This is a genomic window from Enterococcus sp. DIV1089c (genome assembly GCF_050530965.1).
GTDB classification, from domain to species: Bacteria; Bacillota; Bacilli; order Lactobacillales; family Enterococcaceae; genus Enterococcus_B; species Enterococcus_B hirae.
Genome location: NZ_CP172888.1, coordinates 345,406 through 365,154, shown reverse-complemented (window position 1 = coordinate 365,154; position 19,749 = coordinate 345,406). Strand labels below are relative to the sequence as shown.

Sequence of the window (19,749 nt, the reverse complement as noted above, 5' to 3'; positions counted from 1 at the left end):
TGTGCAAATCATCTGTTTGGACTAAAGAGCGGTTTTTGTCTCCGTCCATCTTGTTGCTTTTAGTCATTCATCGATGTGATAAACCGGATAACAACCAACCAAATGCGTAGGATAGCCTTGCTCTTGTAGCACTTCAATTAGCTCATTCACCTTGTCGATCTTGTCATCGATAGCAACATCGATAACAAAAAAGTATTCGCCTAACCGCGTTTTTTGTGGGCGTGATTCGATTTTTGTTAAATTCACTTGATTATTAGCAAAGACCGAAAGAACTTGATAAAGCGCCCCAGGTTTATTTTCTGGCAAATCCACAAAGAATGTCGCTTTATGACTGTTTTTTTGTAATTTTGCATCAACAGGCGCGGCACTTAGAACCCAAAAACGGGTCTCATTAGTTGCAATGGACTGGATATCTGATTGCACGATGGTCAACCCAAATTCGTTTGCAGCTTCTTTGGAGCCGATCGCACCTAGACATTCTTCTGGATGGGTTGCTACTTGCTGGGCTCCTTGGGCAGTGGAACCTACTTGTTCAATCTCGACCTTTGGAAAATTTGCCCGTAGAAAAAGTTGTGATTGGGCTAATGCTTGCGGATGACTACAAATCTTTGTGATATTTCGCCAGTTGGCTTGTTGGGTCGGATGGACCATCAATTGTTGTCGGATAGGCAGAACGATTTCTCCTTGAATAGAAGGTAATGTCTCATACACATGATCAAGTGTTGGCAAAACAGAACCTTCAATCGTATTTTCGATCGGCACCATTGCATAAGTAATCTCTTTTTCTAATTGTGCATCGATCAAATCAATCAAGGAATCATAAGAAAGAAAAGTACCTTGTTTGAAATAACGTGTGGCTGCACTATAAGTAAAGGAACCTTTAGGACCTAGATACCCAATTTTCATCATTATTTTCTACCCACTTTATGATTTCTGTGATAATTTCGTCTGGCGATTTCTTAGACGTATCTATCGTGATTTTTGCTAAACTTTTGTATATTTTTTCCCGTTCCCACATGATCTCACGTAGTTTTGTGTCACTATTCTTTAACGCTAACGGTCGAATATTTGTTTGATCTTGTCGTATCCGTTCGATCAAGATATCGGCTTCTCCTTTTAAATAAATGACTTGTTGCTGTTTTAATAGTTCCTGATTTTCTTTCTGTAAGACAACCCCGCCACCAGTAGCGATCACTGCCTTTTTTTGTAAAATTGTTTTTAAAAGAGCGGTTTCGTGGTCGCGAAACGCGGCTTCTCCGAAGGTAGCAAAGTATTGCTCAATGGAACAGCCTAATTGTTTAACTAAATAGTCATCCATATCGATGACTGGTTGATCCAATCGAGCCGCTAATTTTTTACTGATCGTCGTCTTACCAGCGCCCATAAAACCGATCAATACAAGTGACGTCATGATGGGTCCTCCTGAACCAATTTGGCTAGATCCGTAAAAAATTCAGGATATGAAATATTGACTGCTTCAGGATTGAGTAATTCGACAGGTTCTGCGGTTAGTAAAGCGGCGATTTGTAACATCATCCCAATTCGATGGTCCCCATGGCTATCCACTGTCGCTCCATGTAAAGGTGTTGGTCCGTGAATAATCAAACCATCTTCTGTCGGTTCAATGTTCGCACCCATTTTCGTTAATTCTTCCGCAGTTGCATCAATCCGATTTGTTTCTTTGACTTTTAATTCCTGAGCATCACGAATGATGGTTGTGCCTGTTGCTTGAGTAGCAGCTAATGCAATGATCGGTAACTCATCAATCAAGCGTGGGATGATTTCTCCTTGGATCTCACAAGCATGGAGTTGCGCAGAACGGACAATCAAATCTGCTGCTTGATTTTGCTCATCCAACTGTCTTTCTTCAATATTAGCACCCATTTGCATCAGCACATCGAGAATCCCTGTCCGTGTCGGATTGATTCCTACTTGTTTTAAGAGGACTTCACTGTTTGCTAAAATACTTGCTGCGACGAGATAAAACGCAGCCGAAGAAATATCCCCTGGGACAGTGACTTCTTGGCCGATCAACTGCTGTGGTCCAGTGACTATAATTTCTTTTCCTTCCACTTGGATCTTCCCACCGAATTGTTTGATCATCTCTTCGGTATGGTTCCTTGACTGTTCTTTCTCGATGATTTTAGTGGTTCCTTCGGCTTGTAAAGCTGCAAAAAGGATAGCAGACTTCACTTGCGCACTAGCAATGGGCATGTGATACTCGATCCCGTGCAATGTATTTCCAGTTACTTTTAGTGGAGGAAATTCAGCTTCGGCCGTTCCTTGTAAATCAGCACCCATCTCACGCAATGGCTTCATCACACGTTCCATCGGACGGCGATTCAAAGAAGCATCCCCTGCAATCTCAGAAGTAAATGGACAGCCTGCTAAAATCCCTAATACTAAGCGCATCGTTGTGCCAGAATTTCCTGCATCTAGCCTGGAAAATGGTGCTGTTAATCCTTCAAATCCTTTTCCTTCAATCATGATTTGTTCATTTTTTTCGGTAATACGTACCCCTAATTGCTTAAAAACTGCAATCGTACTTAAACAATCTTCAGCTTTTAAAAAATTGTTGACGATCGTAGTTCCTTTGCTGATCGCACCAAACATGATGCTGCGATGGGAAATCGATTTATCAGCAGGAATCACTAATTCTCCATTGATCCCATTTTTAGCTGTCAATAGTTTCATGACTTCAACTCCTTATCCAACAATGAAATTTTTCGGCTTCGATCAGCTTCTGTCCTTTAAGTAAATCCGCTTGATTTTTAAAAGACAACTCTAACACACCAAAAATATCTTCTCTTGTTTCTTGGATGCTCAAATTAATAATGGAAAGATTTGCCTGACTTAGTACGTTAGTAACTTTTGCGACTGCACCAGCGATATCGGGAATATCGACATATAAATCATAAAAAGCTGGAATCGCTCCTTGTTTTTTCCGGGGCAACTGATCCCGTGTTTGTTTTGCCTGCACAAAGAACTCTTGAATTGCCGATTGGTTTTGATCAATCAGTTCCTGTTTTAACGTTTCCATTGCGCCTTGCCAGTCTTCCATCAACTGAATCATCATTTCTTGGTTCGTCATTAAAATATCCGTCCACATTTGGGGATCTGATGAAGCAATCCGTGTGATATCCCGAAATCCGCCAGCAGCTAATTGTGAGGCACGTGGATATTTTTGATTCAGCTGCTCACTGATTTGTACTAATCCTGATGCAACAATATGTGGCAAATGACTTAGCACCCCAACGATCTCATCGTGATCTTTGGCAGTTAAGCGAACAAACTTTGCTCGAGTAGGACGTAGTAAAGCGATCAGTTCTTCTGTACGTTCACTTTGACAGTCATCCGTTACGATATAATACGCTTCTTCAAATAAATACGGATTGCCTGCTTTTACTCCTGATTTATGTGAACCAGCCATCGGATGCCCACCAATAAAATCAAATGGGAGTTGCTTCGCTAGCGCCATTATCGTCGCTTTCGTACTTCCGGTATCACTTACTAATACTGTTTCTTTCAAGGGAAGTGTCGCCAAACAGTTGAGATACTCCAAGCTAACTTGAACTGGAACGGCAAGGATAATCACATCCATTTGACTAGCTGCCTCGATCCCTGTGACAACCTGATCGACTAACTGTGTTTTTTCCGCTATTTCTCTTGTTTCTTCTGAATGATCCCAGCCATAAAGGGTAATTGCTGACCCTTTGATCGCTCGGCATAAGGAAGCGCCAATCAGACCCAATCCTATGACAAACACCTTTTTTTTCATCGCTACCTCCGATTAGAATTCTTTGGTCATTTGGCGGTGATTTGCAACGGCTTTTTTTAATTCTTGCATATTATCTGCTGGAAAATGCTCAAGTATCTCGCGAACAAGAGTGGTCGCAATCACATGCTCTGCGACGACTGAAGCTGCTGGAACTGCCGTACTATCGGAACGTTCCACACTAGCTTTATAAGGTTCTTTAGTATCGATGTTCACGCTCATGAGAGGTTTATATAAAGTAGGAATTGGTTTCATCACGCCCCGAACAATAATCTGTTCTCCGTTGGTCATTCCACCTTCAAAGCCACCTAAATGATTACTTGCTCGGTGATAGCCGCTTTCGTCCCAAGTGATTTCATCCATCACCTGTGATCCTGGTAACGAAGCAGCTTCAAACCCAATTCCAAATTCGACTCCCTTAAAAGCATTGATGCTTAACATCGCTTGAGCTAACTTACCGTCTAATTTTTTATCCCACTGTACATAGCTCCCTAACCCTGCTGGCACATTTTCGACCCGAACTTCCACTACACCTCCCAAAGTGTCTCCTGCTTTTTTAGTAGCATCGATCAAGGCTTTTACTTCCTCTTCAATCATTAGATCTACCATGTTCACTTCGGAGATAGTCGTCTTTTCTTTGATTTCTGTCACGGTCAAATTCTCTGGCACATTCGCTTTGATTCCTCCAAGGATCGCTACATGACTAGCAATCTCTATATCTAAAGCAGCTAAAATCTGTTTTGCTAGTGCCCCGATTGCTACTCGCATCGTCGTTTCTCTTGCGGAAGAACGCTCTAATACATTTCTAAGATCATGGTGTTGATACTTTATGCCACCAACTAAATCGGCATGACCTGGTCTTGGTTTAGCCACTCGTCGTAGATTTTCTTCTTTTTCAGAAACTGGAGTAACTGACATCACCGTTTGCCAGTTCTTCCAATCTTTGTTCGTGACAGTCATTGTGATCGGTGAGCCTAATGTTTTGCCGTGACGAATACCCGACGTGATTGTCACTTGATCTTTTTCAATCTTCATGCGCCCACCTCGACCATAACCACCTTGTCGTCTAGCTAATTCTTGATTGATTGCCTCAATCGATAAGGTTAAGCCTGCTGGAACTCCTTCAATAATCGCTGTCAAATTAGGCCCATGTGATTCTCCTGCTGTTAAGTAACGCATTTACTCACCTGCTTCTAAATAATTTTTGATTGCTTCGATTGGGATCGATTGGATTTTTGCCTGACCGATTTTTTCTAATAAAATAATTTTCAACTGTTTTCCCCGGGCTTTTTTATCATGAGTGATTGCCTGGAACAACGCCTGTTCATCCCATGGTTCGTAAGAAATGGGCAACTGATACTTTTGGATCATCTTGATAAGTTGTTGCGTCGTTCCTTCAGGTGTTTCTTTCCTTTTTTCAGCATTCCGACTGATTTGTACCATGCCGATCGCCACTGCTTCTCCATGACTAATCTGTCCATATCCCGCTGTTTGCTCGATAGCGTGTCCGATCGTGTGACCAAAGTTGAGGAACAAACGACTGCCTTGATCAAATTGATCTTCTTCTACCACTTCTTTTTTTACACGTAAAGCTTTTTCGATCACTAGCTCGCTATGTGCTACTAAATCAGCTACATCAATAAAACGAGCTAACTCTCTCCAAAGACTTTCATCCTTGATCGCACCACACTTGATGATTTCTGCAATTCCTTCTTGGATCCTTTTTACTGGTAATGTCGTCAGCGTTTCTGGATCAATCAACACACCGTCTGGCTGTGCAAATGTGCCAATCATATTTTTGGCGTTTGGTGCATTGACTGCTGTTTTGCCACCTATGCTTGAGTCTACTTGTGCCAATAAGGAGGTAGGAATCTGTACAAAAGAAATTCCTCTCATGTAAGTTGATGCCACAAAACCAGCTAAATCGCCTACAACACCGCCACCTAGAGCAATAATGCCATCACTTCTCGTCAATTGTTCAGTGGCTAGAAAATCATATAATTTAGCAGCCATCGACAGTGATTTACTTTCTTCGCCAGCCGGAATAACATAATTCACAACCTCATACCGATCGGCTAATTGTTGTTGTATCTTTTGACCATAAAGCGGAAAGACATTTTCATCACTAATGATCGCAATTTTCTTTTCTTGCCATAAACCGGAAAGCCAATCTGCGACTTGATCTAGTGCGTTTCGCTGGATGATGATCTCATAGCTTTTTTCGGGTAAGACAACTTCTAACATCCGTGTTTCTCCTCTCTATAAAGCGTTGATTTTCTTCATCGCTTCTACTAAGATGTCCACTTCATTCATCATTTTCAGGTAGTTTTTCTCATTCAATGACTGCTGTCCATCAGACCAAGCATGAATCGGATCAGGATGGATCTCTACAATCATTCCATCTGCCCCACTAGCAACACCTGCTCGTGCCATTGGTGTCACTAAGTCCCAGACACCCGTTCCATGACTTGGGTCAACGATGATCGGGAAATGACTTAATTTTTTGATCAGTGGTACGGCACTTAGATCGAATGTATTTCTAGTAGCTGTTTCGTAAGTGCGGATTCCGCGTTCAATGAAGATGATGTTTGAATTGTTTTGAACTGCAATGTATTCAGCGGCATTTAACCACTCTTCGATCGTACCTGAGATGCCACGTTTTAAGCCAATTGGTTTTCCTGTTCGTCCTACAGCTTCTAATAAACGGAAATTTTGCATATTTCGTGCGCCGATTTGAATGATATCTGCGTATTCACTGACCACATCGATATGCGCTTCATCCATTACTTCGGTAATCACTTTCAAGTCATAATGATCCGCAGCTTTACGCATCATTTTCAACCCTTCTTCACCTAATCCTTGGAAAGCGTATGGTGACGTTCTTGGTTTGTAGGCACCACCACGTAAGATTTTAGCACCACCAGCCTTAGCCATTCGTGCTGTCTCCATGATTTGTTCTTCCCCTTCGACAGAACAAGGACCAGCCATTGTCACAAAACTCCCATCACCGATTTTCACTCCAGCTACATCAACGATCGTATCTTGAGGATGAAATTCTCGTGACGTCAATTTGTACGTATTGGTAATCGGTACGGCACGTTCTACGATATCGTAGCGTTCAAACGGAACATCCCGAATTACCTTTGGATCTCCTAAAAGCCCTAAGACAAAACGATCTTTACCATGGTTGATCTGTACATCTAGCCCTTCTTCTTTAATACGTTCAATTACTTGTGTTAACTCACTTTCTTGGATACCTGGTTTAATGATTAGAATCATACAATAACTCCCTTTGTTTTTTATTTTGTGTTTCGCTTCATCGATTTCCTCGCTGTTTGATTGGATTACATAAATTCTTGCAAATCAATCGTTACTTTGCTTATACCTTGTTTGAATGCGTTTAGTTCCCCCTTTATGTAACAAAAAAAGCCCACCGTAGAAAATCCATCTACAGTGAGCCCCTGAATCAATCAAATAAAAAAGCCACTATAGATTTTTCATCTATGCGGCGAGCAAGTCATCTCAAACATCCTTAGCCATCATAGATACAAACAAACGCTGATGTTTGCACCCATAATCGTATGAATACAAACTTATCTAAAATAGCTAAAGTAATAATTATTCAGTTGTGAACTATGTGTGATTTTCATAATAATCGCTCCAAACTGATATAAGATTGAGTTTAAGTATAGAGATGTTTTTGAAAGAAGTCAAACAATTTCTTGAATAAAATGATCAAAGAGTATGAAAAAAGGGCTTTTACCTGATAAAAACTCCAATTTACCCACTAAATAGTCGCAGGAGAATGCTGAAAATACCATAGAAAAGTATCAACAGCATGTCCGGCTTCTACTTCTATAATCAAACGAGCCCAAAAGTGAGCTGAAATTGTTCTTTATTTGGAAATTTGCCCGCTCTTACAATCGTTTTTGTCCGTCTAACTTTTGGATCTCAGTAATATCTTGCGTGACTTCTAAGCACCCAAGATAATCACCTGTCTCATTTTTTAAAGCAAAGTAGCGAATATAAATTTTCCGTCCTCTCATATCAATCCAAAATTCTGCTGAATCCCTTGTTCCTGTACGGAAATCGTCAAGTATTTGTTGGACAAGATGCATGCTTTTTGGTGGATGACAGTTGACGACTTCACGACCAATGACAGAAGTAGTTCTTGGAAAGACCCGTTTCTTTCCTTCTGAGAAGAAACGAACCCGATCCTCATGATCAACAAATGTCAAATCCACAGGCAACACTTGAAACAAGGCAACTAATTGCTCCAACTGTAACGCTCCTGTCGGAAATTGCACAACTAAATCAGTCATAGGTGCTGTTTCGTCTTGAACTGCCTCTGACGTAAACTCTTCGATCCCAAGACCAGCAGCAATACCATCGGTCGTTTCTTTAGCTTTTTTAATGGCTAATTGACGAGCTGGTTCCCGTTCACTTTCTTTTTCGAGTGATTCTTGGCTTGGCTTCCATGGAAGTGGTTCAGGGATAAACGCAAAACCGATATCAAAGCTGTCATGAGCGATTTGTTCCCAATCTTTAAGGCTAAACACATCTAAGGTCATGGGTACCATGATCTCCTCTTCCTTAAAAATCATCTCTTCAATTTCTGTTTTTACTGCTTCCCATTTTTCGGATAGCGGATTATAAGCCGCTTTGTCTGTAGCTAAATAAGCATTCAGCGCTTTGATCATTTCACGGATATCATCATCTACACCCCACATCACTTTAGGTGGGGCTGAGATTCCGTATTTTTCCATATAAGAAAAGATCAACGTTTCTTTTCGTGCATAATGCTTGTCGATCTGCAATAAATCAGTCAAAGCGTGTTGCAATCGTTCCTTTTGTGACCAATCTCCTTTAGCCATTTTTGCCAATAATCCGTCAATTTCATCCGTCAGTAACGACTGCAACACTTGGTTTTCTAACTTTAAGGTATGGATCGGGTGTCCTGGTTGTGCATGTTCATAATTGGAATGATGGATCTCATTGATCGCTCCTTTAAAAACAGCTACATGGATATTACATAACTTTTGGATTTCTGACGGATCAAGACCGTTTTGGATCAATGCTTTTTCCGCAGCAGTGATTTCTGTAACATCGACTCCCTCAAATTCTTCATTGAACAATCGTTTTGCTTCTTCAAAAGAACCACCTTTATGTAAAAGTGACAGGATTTCAACAATCCGTTCTTGTCGTTGATTCGTGGGTTTCATTTTACCAATCCTTTCACAATAAATCCTGATGTTTCAAAGACCGTAACAATTTGTTCTAAAGGGATTTTTTTCATTTGAGCCCCTTTAGGAATTGTCATATAGCGACCAGCAGTTTGCAACATCCCAGGCTGATTGATGGCATTAAATCCTAGCTCTGCCATGATTTGTTTGACTTCTGGATACTCAGTAACTAATTCAAATAATGTTTTGGAAAAATCGATCTCTCTCATTTTGCTTCCTCCTTCATTGAGAATCGTTCTCATTTGATCGGATTCATTATAAACGATTTTGTGCACTTTTACACGATAATTTCAAAGCAAATCTTTTTTACCATTCTAATGATGAGTATATCTAGGCTCATTCTTTTTTCAGTGTAAAACTTCCTATTGACTTTCTGATCAGCAAAAAATAAAATAACTTTTTTTATTAACTAATGAGGTCATCCAGCTGTTTTTTCTTTCAATTGATTTTGCTTCAGATACTACCCATTTCTCTAAACGATAAAAAGACAATAATCTTCTTCTCCACTGTTTTTTTACCCCTTCCATCACGTTTTTTTCGTTGACATAAAATGCGAACATGTGTTCTAATCAATAAGAAGAGGTGACGAATATGATTCGAAATCAAAATCCAGTCTTTGATTACACAAAAGAACCTTCGAGAGATATTCTTTGCATCGATTGTAAGTCGTTTTATGCTTCTGTTGAGTGTGCCGAACGTCATTTAGATCCTCTAACAACCAAACTCGTCGTCATGTCCTATCCGTCAGGGAAAACCGATGAACGTGGGAGTGGCTTGATCTTAGCTGCTAGTCCAGCCGCAAAAAAAGCCTATCATATTACAAATATCAGTCGAGCAAGAGATTTACCCTTTCCCTATCCCGACGATCTTTATATGGTCCCTCCACGAATGGCTTACTACATGAAAAAAAATACCGAGATCAATGCTATTTATAAAAAGTACGTGGATGAAGAGAATCACCATGTCTATTCTGTCGATGAAAGCTTTCTTGATGTCACCAACAGTTTGAAACTTTTTAAAGTCAAAAGTGCTTGGGATCTAGCTGAAATCATCTATCAGGATGTCTACCAACAAACAGGAATCCATACAACTATTGGGATTGGTGATAATCCACTACTAGCTAAGTTAGCGTTGGATAACGGTTCTAAAGGAAAAGAGCGAAAGGCCGAATGGCGCTATGCAGATGTGGCAGACAACGTTTGGCGTATTCCTTCTCTCACCGATTTTTGGGGAATTGGTCATCGGACAGCCAAACGACTCAAACGACTGGGGATTCATTCTGTTCATGATTTAGCTCATGCGGATTATTACCAACTAAAAGAAAAATTTGGAGTGATTGGCACCCAGCTTTTTGCTCATGCTTGGGGAATTGATCGAAGCTTTTTGGGAGAAGATTATACCCCCAAATCAAAAAGTATTGGGAATAGTCAAATTTTGAATCGTGATTATACAAGGCGTGAAGAACTTGAAATCGTTCTTAAAGAAATGGCTGATCAAGTCGGAACTCGTCTGCGGCGTGAACATGCGAAAGCGCAAGTTGTTAGCTTGTGGATGGGCTACTCTTTAGGTTATCGAGATCGTCTAGGGAAAACTGGATTTCATCAACAACTAAAAGTTGAGCCGACAAATTCTAGTCATGAACTCAGTCTCATTTTATTGAATCTTTTTCGTAAACATTACCAGCATCAAGACATTCGCAGTGTCGGTGTCAACTGCTCCAAACTAATTTACACAGACAGTCTGCAATTGAATCTATTTGCAGATCCCGATGAACAAGTCAACGATGCCAAAATCGATTTTGTCGTTGATCGTATTCGCCAAAAATATGGGTTCAGTGCAATTGTCCATGCCCATAGCTTATTAGAAGGTGGCCGTGCGATCGCAAGGAGTTCACTCGTTGGCGGACACGCTGGTGGTCATGCCGGTATTGAAGGTGAGGGCTATGCGTCGAACAAAAAAAGAATTTCTCGACTACAATGAATACCGAGATCGCCCATTCGGATTAAAATGGGGCACCGCATTCGCTATGGAAGAGCTAGTCACTGGGATCAAAAAAAATGAAGCGTGGGCAGTGAAAGAGATTCGTCCGTTGGAACAAATGTCTCGAGAAGAAATGGATAGTGTTTTATTAGAGGCTTTTCTTTACCATAAAAAAGTAAGTCTGCAATTAAATACCAAGGATGAATTTGGCCGCTACTTAGAAAGCATCGAGGGTTTCTTTACTGGTGAAGCTTATCACGACTATTTTATCCTTGAAGAACAGACCGTTCACTGGTGTGACGTCCGACATGTTCAAATAAAACAGGAAGATAAGTGGTTTGATGTTTCCTATTTTCCCCAGTCAGTCACACAACATGAAACGTTAAGTAACCGAAGTCTTAACGAAGAGATCGTTCCGATCAAAGATGAATTTTACCAAAGTTTTCCTGAAGAAGAGTAGCGTTTTGTCATTGATCAGCATAAAATGCCTATTTCATTAAACTAGAAAGAAGTGATTTTTTGAAAACAGTCCATCAACATTTTGAAACGATCGCTATCACTGCGTTTATTGCCAAACAAGAAATCATTGTCCGCTGTAAGGATAACAACACTTATCGAGGATTTGTCCAACGAGACATGACAGAAAAAGGATTTTCCTTAGATGAGCAATTGATTCATTGGGTGGACATCGTTGAAATCCAATTGACCGATCAATACTTTCACTTTTGGGAAGATATTTTACATCTAAAGGAACCGACATCCTAACAAAGCCATATAATTGGAACACCTAATCCTATTATATGGAACGCATGGACTCCCCCCAAAAAACGTACAAGTCTTCTCGTAAGCGATAAACCTTTGATTATACGGATAAACTGCTCGTCCGTTTCATACTACAGCAAAAAATCTCAAAACCGCAAAAATGGTTTTGAGATTTTTTGCTTATGTCTAGGATGAATCATTACTTAACGATCCAACTGTCTTTTTTTCAGTTGACAATGTAAAGTAACTGACTGCTTTTTCAATTTAGATATTTTTCGATCAAGTACGCTGGCGTACAGCTCCACGCATGGCAATAACTACTGATGATCGGGCTGCCATAAGGAGAAAAATCTGGTTCTTCTGGTTTAAAAGCTTCCCAAAAAGTGTCTGCTCCCAGCTGAATCATTTTGCCCCAATAGTTTTTCATTAACTGGATAGCTTCTTCTTGAAGTCCAGCTACAAATAGCGCTTCGACTACATGATGATACATATAAGGTGTAGCAATCCCTGTGATCGGAAAATGATGCGCAATCATCGTCTCCAAAATTTCTCGATTCATTGGTTGATCAAAGACCTCTGCTAAAACCATCCAAACTTGACTCGCCACATTGATTTCTCCGGTTGTTTCAATAATAAACTGCTTTTGTTCTTCATCAAATAATTGTTGCTTCGCAAACGCAATCAGTTTCTCTGTTGTTTCTTGGTAATGACTCAGTTGTGGATCTTTCACTTGTTCTGCCAACTGGTTGAATCGTTTCATCGCATAGATCAACACTGCTTGCCCTGCTGTACTCTTTTCAAACTCATTCGACCAGTCGATAAATACTGGCCACTCTTCTAACAAATTCAGGCGTCCCTCTTCATCGACACATGTCAGTGCTAGTTCCATCTGCTTTTTCGCTACTGGATATAAATCCTGCAAGACAACTGAATCTTTCGTCTGATGGTAAAAATCAGCTAAGATCACTGCAAAAAACAAACTATAGTCGAATAAAAACGTATCATCTGGTGTCAATTGCGGGGCTATGAAAACATTGGCTGGAATCTTTCCTTCACTGGTCGTCATCCCACCAAATAAATAAAGACAACGTTTCGTTAAAGCTAAATCACCGAAAGTCGCATAATTCGCTAACGCTTGTAAACGTAAATCACCAATCCATAATCGGCGATCTCGTTTGGGCCCATCTTCAAAGACTTCTTGCATGCAATCAAATAATGTTTTAACAGAAACTTGGTAGATGGAAGCAAGTTCTTCATCAGTAATCACAGGCTTTGGTAATTGGTCGAGTGACACACAACTTTCTGCGATAAAAAGCGGATCAGAAAAACTAGCTTGCCACTTGGGTGAAGTATCTAACACCTTTAGCTCAATATAACGACAGCTATATCTTCTTGGTAATTCTAAACGTGCCGGTAAAACATCTAGATGGATAAATTCTTCTTGAATCCAAGACTTTGACAACCAACCATCATATACACTAGAATCTGCCGCAAGTTCAGCGGGTACTTCCGCAAATTTCAGTTGTAAATATAAGGGCGCATCCATTGGCGAACCAACCGAGTCAATGGACAGACTAAAATGCCCAACATAATGATCCCCTAAATCTAAGATAATCGCTTCATCCCTTTTTAAGGTATAATCAGCTAGTTGTTTGATTTCTTTGTCACTGTTAATTGCTGAATACCCATTCAAACCATGTGGGTCTTCAACGACTTCAGTGATTGCTACTGGTTCGATCTTCGTTTTCAAAAGCTTTGGTACATGTTGTTGTGCTTTGGCCAGCAGTGTCTCGTCTTTCTTCCAACGCACATCTTGATTGATTTGAAAAGTAAATGCCATCTTGCTTTCTCCTCTTCTTTACTTGGTGAACGATGCAGTCATTTTTCCTTCAGCCAGCTCTTTATCCACCGGATCAATCACTGGGTATTTTTTCTGTAGACGCATCATGATTACTCCAGCAATTGTTGCTACTAAAACGATTCCCGCAAAGCCAAACATAGATGTCTGGATACGATCAGGAGCAACTAAGTAAGGGGTAACAAAAGCAAATAACCCACAACACATTCTTGAAAAACCATTGATGAACCCTTGAAGTGAAGCTCGTGTTTCTGCTGGGAAAGATTCTTGTGTCCACACTTTGTAGATTGCTTCTCCGGCTAGTGGATTCCCAAAATTATAAAAAGCAATTGTGATCGCTAATGCAATAAATCCTGCACCACCACCGATCAATGCCATACCTAACATTGCGCCAAATTGAACGACTGCCCCAATAAAGAAAGCTTTGTTTCTAAATTTACCACCTGCAACAGAGGCAAATGCAATCGTTGTTGCTAAAGAAATCACATTCAACCCGATCCCTAATCCTGTAGCTTGTGCTTGACTAGCTCCGGCATTTGTCAAAGCATAGGTTTGAAATTGTCCCCAAGTATTCGCTAAGAGGTTCCAACACACATAAAAAATCAAGATAGCGGCGAAAAAGCCAAGGTATTTTTGTTTGTTTTCCCCAAATAGTACTGTCTTGAAAGAAACTTCTTTCGAGTCGCTTGTCACTTTAGTCATTGCTTGTCGAGCAGCTCCGGCTTCATGAAATTGTCTAAACTTAGGTGAAAGTGTCCGCCATAACCAAGTGATCACTGCAAACGTAAATAAGATGGCAAAAACAATTCTTGCTCCTAACACACCTTCGATTCCCGATAAAAGAAATGAACAGATGTAAGAAATGAATATCCCCACTTGCCAAAAAATCTGTGTGGAAGAAATCAAACGAGCAGAAGTATGCTCATCAGGTGCATCATGAGAAACAACGGTCAAACTTAATGGTAAGTCTGCTCCAGATGCTACGCCCATGATAATCACGCCTAATAAGAGCATTGGGAAACTTGTGGCTAGAATACAGACCGCAGCTCCGATCGCGTAAAACAAATTGATCCAGTTAAATGAACGGATCAAGCCAAATGCTTTTGATATCTGTCCAGTAAACAGCGATCCGAAAGCGATTGCAAAAGTTAGCCCGCCAGAAACGATCCCGACTTGTCCAGTTGTCAGCTCTAGTCCCTTTTGCCAAACGGGAATCGTCGCTGAGAGTCCAACAATACAGCCAGATCCAAGCATGGAGCCAATTCCAGCAGCGACAGCTAGAGGCGAATACTCTTTGACTGTGATAGTAGTTGATGCCTGTTGTTTCTTCATAAAAAACACTCTTTAAAATAAGTTTTATAAGTTCGAACAGTTAGAATTGTAAACGTATGAATTACTCAGGACTATAGCAAAAAAAGTGTTCTTTTTATCCAAATCACATTCGTATGCTTCAGCGAATCAAACAAGCGATTCTTTTTCGAACATTCAGGAAATGAAAAGAAGGTTCACACTTATCCAATACATTTGGAATACGCTTTCGTTAATCTTCGCTTTTCATTGCCAGTTCATGATTGGTCAAATCTTTTTTACAGATCACCTGAGAAAAAGGACTCGTTGCATCACAACTGCCTATTCTATTTTTTTAACAGACTATCTTTGAGTTCTTTAGGTGTCAGTTCTGTGTATTTTCCGACTAATTTATACAAAGAAGCAAGAGTTTCAAAACCAAGTTCATACGAGATTTCTTCAAAAGTTTTATTCGTTTCTCTCATCAACTCGATCATCGTTTTATACCGCAAAGAATTGATCAATTCTTGGAAAGAACTCCCTGTTTCTTTTTTCAATTTATTACTTAAATAATTTGCATTATAACCAAAATGTTTCGCTAGATTTTTCAGTGTCAGTTTTCGAAAATGAAGATCGATATATCGTAAAATCTCTAATAATTCCTGATTCTCACGTTGCGTAACATATTCTTCTAAATCACGGGTAAGTTCGATCAATAGTAAAGACAATCTCAGATTCAGTGCCCGCATATAATAGTCTTGTTTGTTGTAATATTCCAAAATCATTTTGTGCAATAACCCTTGCACTTCTAAGTTATCACCACAATGAAAATGGATAAATTCATCATGTTTTCCTTTTTCCTGCGAAGCATTTAATAGAAATTCATTGACCAATCCACGTGACTTCACCATATTGATCACGATGTCAGTCGTAATCGATTCCCCTTTCAATAAAATATTGATCAAAAGGTCTTCCTCTTCTAAAGGATCGATACGCTGAACGATTTCTTTGTCTAATAACAGCAATTCACCTTCTTTCAAGTGAATTTTCTTATCGTTGACATATTGGACACATGAACCAGACAACATATAGTTAAATTCAACAAATTCATGCGTATGTGCAGGCATTTCAGCGTAACGATGATGTTTATTGATAAAGATATTACCCTCTTTGAAAAATTGGTTTTTGGGCATTTTAGGTACTGCGACTGTCTCATAGGGCAACTGTTGGTCATTGATATTTTGACCATCAATTTGTTGTCGACATTCAATTTCGTTATTTTCCATCAAAAATGTTTTTAGTTGCTCAAAGGTAAACACTAGCATCCTCCCCTTTTTCTTCATTTTCAGTTAGCTTTTCGTCAATAGCAACCAGAGCTTTTAGGTAATTAGGTAACTATCTTTCAGTCTAACGAACGAAAAAGCAGCAAATCAACCAATGGAAGGTTTTTCCTTAGTCGTAACAAATAAATAGTTCGCTGGATAACCGATTTGGAAAACACCGAGCGTGATTAGATAAAAAACAAGTGGTACTACAAAAGTAGAGAAAATAATGCCAAATGACGCGCTAGATAATTGCGCCTGATTCGCTACATAGCCTGTATAGCTCAAAACAAATCCTGGGATAGCTCCACCAATCGCATCGCAAATTTCATGATAAAAGAATTCAACGAAGCGATCAGCGCTGCTGTTTCAATTCCCAACTCGTGTTTTATTTGATCCACATTATCAGCAGATAAACTATACTGCAAAGTATTGGTTAGCCCTAAGCCAACTTGGACAGCAAGATAAGCCCCTAAGAAAATCATTTTCGATTGATGCACGCCGATCATCACGATCATCGCTAAACAGAGTAAAGATAATGCGCCAACATATACTTTTTTCTTCCCCCATCGCTTAGATAAACTAGGGACCAACACACCTGCTCCTAAAGCACCAAACAGTCCTAAAAAACTAGCGAAACTAAGCAATTTTGTGTCATTCAAAATATAGTTCAAATAATACAAAAGCGATCCACTAAAGATATTGCTTGCGGCGGTAATAAAAAGCATACTGATAAATAGGGTCATCACTGGACGAATTTTTAAGATAGCAAGCGCTTCTTTATAAGAATAGCCGCGCTCTTGCGATAATTCAGCGGGCTCTTCATTCCCTCTTTCTTTCAGTGCTAATGTACCAAAAATCGTGAAGAACAAGACGACTAGTACCGTTCCGATAATCAACAAGGTATACCCAGAAAGTCCATTATTGTAAGCGGAAAGGATCAACGGTGCCAAAATATTCAAACAAGTAGGTCCTACTGTATACGCCACGCCTTTTATGGACGACAAGATGTTTCGATCGGCTTCTTGATTGGTTAATACTGGGATCAAACTATTTAATGGGATATCCATTAAATCAAAAGTGATACCTAACAAAATATAAGAAATATAGATAACGACGATTTTTTGACTAGTAAAAAGTAACGGCGCAAACCAAACAAGTAAATAGTTGATACAACAAATCACTGTTCCCAGCACCAAAATCGGGCGATATTTCCCAAAGCGCGTCACTGGGAAACGATCGATCAAAAAACCTAATAAAGGATCACTGAAACCATCAAGTAGTCTGGAGACTAGAAAAAGCGTACTAACTACAGCAGGATTAATGCCAATTACGTCGGTATAAAAAATCAAAAGGTACGTATTCAACAACGTCATCACTGGAATATTTCCGAGATTTGTTAAAGCAAAACCAATTTTTTCCTTTACACTGATTCGTGTTTGTTGCATTCCAATCCTCTCCTTTTTCAAATCAGTTGTTTGCTCTTAGTTGTTTCAAGGGAGATATCATAATTTTTTCCTGGTTCTAAATGAACCTCTTGTTGGTTGATTCGGAGAATTCCTCCTTCTCGCGTCGTTGAAATGCGTAACTGTTCTTGCTCTTTGTTGATTGTGACCAGACCATTTTTGATCGGTATTTGCATGTTTAGACTTTCAAAAGCAGCTAGATTAGGTTCAACAACGAAAGTTTGATATCCTGGTGAAAGTGGTCGGACACCTGCGAAATATCTGCCTAATAGATAGATTGGGCTTGCTCCCCAAGCATGGCATAAGCTTTTGCCAAAAGGATCCCCATACATTTCATACACTTGTTCGCCCGTTTCCTCAGGGATATATTCTTCCCAGAATGTCACTGCCCCTCTTTCAACCATTCCGCCCCAGTAATCACAGATGATTTGATACACTTGGTCTGTTTGACCCATTTTACATAGAGCATCTTGCTCGAAAAATTTGAAATAAGGTGTCGTGATCTGGGTAATTTCAGGGTTTAACAATACATGGGTTAAAATCTGTTCTTTCTTTTCTTGTTCCACTAAATCGAATAAAATGGCAAAGATATTGGCATGACGAGTTACGTGGCGCTTTTTCGATTCATAGGAATCAATAAATGCCTGCTTTTCTTCGTCCCAGAAATAGCTCATGACATTTTCTTTTAGTTGTTGATACTTCTGTTCGTAGTCATCTACCTCACCCAAAACAGCTCCACAAGTCATCATCGTTTGGTAAGCTTTAAGCAATAGAATTTGTTCTGCTGCCAAGGTTCCTTCTCGATCCATCTCCGTCCAATCAATAAACAACCAATCTTTTTCTCGCCCATAAATAAAGCCAAGTTCATTCGTTTGTGCTTGGAGATAGTCCATCATCGTCTTCATCTTAGGATAGATTTGTTTCAAGAAAACCGTGTCACCCGTCATTAAATAGTGATTCTCAACAGCGATGATCCATAAAATCGAGTAGTCAACGATCGTATTCATATGTTGCTTGATTTCATTTTGCCCACGAAGCGCTAACATCGTTCGGGTATTGATTTCTTCATCGAAAAAGAGATATTGGTTGATAAAATAGCTTTGGTAAGCATCGCCTGACCAGATCCACCGATCTCGCTTGATCCCATCGATAAAGAACAATCCGCTACATAGGGTAAATGTTTCCACAGAAACTTCCCAAATCTTGTTTAAAAGGACATTGTCTGAAGAAAAAGCAGCATGATTGGTTAAAGGAAGGGATTCATGGATCGCCTCGATCTCAATTTCTTCCTTCGCAACATCTGGAACAAACAAATACCGAAAAGCACGCTTTCTTGGGATTGTTTCAACAGTAGCTGCTTTTTCTTTGTAATAGCACATCTCCACATCCAATGCTTCTGATGCAGATTCACCATAGCAAATCATGATCGGTTGCCCATGTGTCATTTTTTTGATCGCCAGTGTTCCGTAAACCGCACGACCATAATCAATCAATACCCCATCATTCTGTTCGTTGATTGAAACAGGTGTAACCACTTTTTTTTCAAAATAGACATGATTTGGATCGTTTGCTTTATCCAAATAAAGTGAGCTCCAACCAGCTGGTAGTTCTTCAATAAAGTTACTTGCTCGCCAACCTAAATCACTCTTAATAACCTCTCCTTCGACAAAGACAGCGGGTAATCCAGTTGCGTTGCCTACAAAAATCCTGATTTTATTCTTTCCAGGCTGACAATTGATTGTTTCTTTAAGTGGATACTTTTTCCCATTCACTTCCACATAGCCAATCCCTGTTGCATAAACAATAAAAGAAGTTGGTTCTGTCAGTTCGTAGTAACGTTTGAATTTCACATTTTTATGACAATCATCAACGTTCCAATAAGCAGGCCAGTCATAACCTCTTTCTTCTCTTGAAAAATTTTGTAATAATCCTTGTCTGATTTCAAAATCTCCTGGGTACCATAACCATCTTGTTTGTTTTTCACTATTCATCTTCCACACTCCTTGGTTTTGGATCGTAGCAATGGTAATCATGCACGATTCTTTTTTCTCATTGT

Annotated in this window: 19 protein-coding genes; 3 read left to right on the top strand and 16 right to left on the bottom strand. The window is 39.8% G+C overall.

Going from position 1 to position 19,749, the window contains the following annotated elements; genetic code table 11:
* Positions 1 to 63: 63 nt before the first annotated feature.
* From pheA to IGL30_RS01670, 10 genes are all read right to left on the bottom strand, one after another.
* Positions 64 to 909 (bottom strand): prephenate dehydratase, encoded by an 846-nt coding sequence (gene pheA, locus IGL30_RS01715; protein WP_088745416.1) that lies wholly within the window; start codon positions 907 to 909, stop codon positions 64 to 66.
* Positions 881 to 1,411 (bottom strand): shikimate kinase, encoded by a 531-nt coding sequence (locus tag IGL30_RS01710; RefSeq protein WP_088745417.1) that lies wholly within the window; start codon positions 1,409 to 1,411, stop codon positions 881 to 883. The genes pheA and IGL30_RS01710 overlap by 29 nt, the downstream gene beginning before the upstream one ends.
* The gene (gene aroA / locus IGL30_RS01705; RefSeq protein WP_088745418.1) at positions 1,408 to 2,694 is read right to left on the bottom strand and encodes a 3-phosphoshikimate 1-carboxyvinyltransferase; all 1,287 of its coding nucleotides are present in this window, start codon (positions 2,692 to 2,694) and stop codon (positions 1,408 to 1,410) included. The genes IGL30_RS01710 and aroA overlap by 4 nt, the downstream gene beginning before the upstream one ends.
* A gap of 4 nt (positions 2,695 to 2,698) precedes the next feature.
* Entirely contained in the window at positions 2,699 to 3,778 is a 1,080-nt protein-coding gene (locus IGL30_RS01700) for a prephenate dehydrogenase (protein ID WP_034866089.1), read from the bottom strand.
* A gap of 12 nt (positions 3,779 to 3,790) precedes the next feature.
* Positions 3,791 to 4,954 carry a chorismate synthase gene (gene aroC, locus IGL30_RS01695; protein ID WP_088745419.1) on the bottom strand — a complete coding sequence of 388 codons (1,164 nt, stop codon included), beginning with the start codon at positions 4,952 to 4,954 and terminating at the stop codon, positions 3,791 to 3,793.
* Entirely contained in the window at positions 4,955 to 6,019 is a 1,065-nt protein-coding gene (gene aroB / locus IGL30_RS01690; RefSeq protein ID WP_088745420.1) for a 3-dehydroquinate synthase, read from the bottom strand.
* A gap of 15 nt (positions 6,020 to 6,034) precedes the next feature.
* A complete protein-coding gene (gene aroF / locus IGL30_RS01685) occupies positions 6,035 to 7,054 on the bottom strand; it encodes a 3-deoxy-7-phosphoheptulonate synthase (RefSeq protein WP_010738525.1) in 1,020 nt (339 codons plus the stop codon).
* Positions 7,055 to 7,692: 638 nt separating this feature from the next.
* Positions 7,693 to 8,997, bottom strand: a complete 1,305-nt coding sequence (locus IGL30_RS01680) for a DUF438 domain-containing protein (RefSeq protein WP_088745421.1) — start codon at positions 8,995 to 8,997, stop codon at positions 7,693 to 7,695.
* Positions 8,994 to 9,227 carry a DUF1858 domain-containing protein gene (locus IGL30_RS01675; protein WP_123875098.1) on the bottom strand — a complete coding sequence of 78 codons (234 nt, stop codon included), beginning with the start codon at positions 9,225 to 9,227 and terminating at the stop codon, positions 8,994 to 8,996. The genes IGL30_RS01680 and IGL30_RS01675 overlap by 4 nt, the downstream gene beginning before the upstream one ends.
* Before the next feature lie 168 nt (positions 9,228 to 9,395).
* Positions 9,396 to 9,548, bottom strand: a complete 153-nt coding sequence (locus IGL30_RS01670; RefSeq protein ID WP_430618477.1) for a hypothetical protein — start codon at positions 9,546 to 9,548, stop codon at positions 9,396 to 9,398.
* 61 nt (positions 9,549 to 9,609) lie between these two features.
* Between IGL30_RS01670 and IGL30_RS01665 the strand changes: the two genes are divergently transcribed.
* From IGL30_RS01665 to IGL30_RS01655, 3 genes are read left to right on the top strand one after another with little or no spacing between them, the layout of a single operon-like run.
* Positions 9,610 to 10,998 carry a Y-family DNA polymerase gene (locus IGL30_RS01665; protein WP_081127667.1) on the top strand — a complete coding sequence of 463 codons (1,389 nt, stop codon included), beginning with the start codon at positions 9,610 to 9,612 and terminating at the stop codon, positions 10,996 to 10,998.
* The gene (locus IGL30_RS01660) at positions 10,961 to 11,458 is read left to right on the top strand and encodes a hypothetical protein (protein ID WP_053765838.1); all 498 of its coding nucleotides are present in this window, start codon (positions 10,961 to 10,963) and stop codon (positions 11,456 to 11,458) included. The genes IGL30_RS01665 and IGL30_RS01660 overlap by 38 nt, the downstream gene beginning before the upstream one ends.
* 59 nt (positions 11,459 to 11,517) lie before the next feature.
* Positions 11,518 to 11,763: a hypothetical protein gene (locus IGL30_RS01655; protein ID WP_010720185.1), complete on the top strand. Its 246-nt coding sequence runs from the start codon at positions 11,518 to 11,520 to the stop codon at positions 11,761 to 11,763.
* A 256-nt stretch (positions 11,764 to 12,019) separates the two neighbouring features.
* Here the strand turns inward: IGL30_RS01655 and IGL30_RS01650 are convergent, their stop codons facing one another.
* The 6 genes from IGL30_RS01650 to IGL30_RS01625 form a co-directional block, all read right to left on the bottom strand.
* A complete protein-coding gene (locus IGL30_RS01650; RefSeq protein WP_088745653.1) occupies positions 12,020 to 13,600 on the bottom strand; it encodes a family 78 glycoside hydrolase catalytic domain in 1,581 nt (526 codons plus the stop codon).
* Between the two features lie 18 nt (positions 13,601 to 13,618).
* Complete coding sequence (locus IGL30_RS01645) at positions 13,619 to 14,950, bottom strand: MFS transporter (RefSeq protein WP_088745654.1); 1,332 nt, start codon at positions 14,948 to 14,950, stop codon at positions 13,619 to 13,621.
* Between the two features lie 302 nt (positions 14,951 to 15,252).
* Positions 15,253 to 16,224, bottom strand: coding sequence for an AraC family transcriptional regulator (locus IGL30_RS01640; RefSeq protein WP_010720188.1), 972 nt, complete (start codon positions 16,222 to 16,224; stop codon positions 15,253 to 15,255).
* Between the two features lie 111 nt (positions 16,225 to 16,335).
* Complete coding sequence (locus tag IGL30_RS01635; protein ID WP_240211009.1) at positions 16,336 to 16,515, bottom strand: hypothetical protein; 180 nt, start codon at positions 16,513 to 16,515, stop codon at positions 16,336 to 16,338.
* Positions 16,512 to 17,675 carry an MFS transporter gene (locus IGL30_RS01630; RefSeq protein WP_240211008.1) on the bottom strand — a complete coding sequence of 388 codons (1,164 nt, stop codon included), beginning with the start codon at positions 17,673 to 17,675 and terminating at the stop codon, positions 16,512 to 16,514. Before IGL30_RS01630 ends, IGL30_RS01635 begins: the two co-directional genes overlap by 4 nt.
* A gap of 17 nt (positions 17,676 to 17,692) precedes the next feature.
* On the bottom strand, positions 17,693 to 19,684 hold the full coding sequence (locus tag IGL30_RS01625; RefSeq protein ID WP_088745655.1) for an amylo-alpha-1,6-glucosidase: 1,992 nt from the start codon (positions 19,682 to 19,684) through the stop codon (positions 17,693 to 17,695).
* Between the last annotated feature and the right edge of the window lie 65 nt (positions 19,685 to 19,749).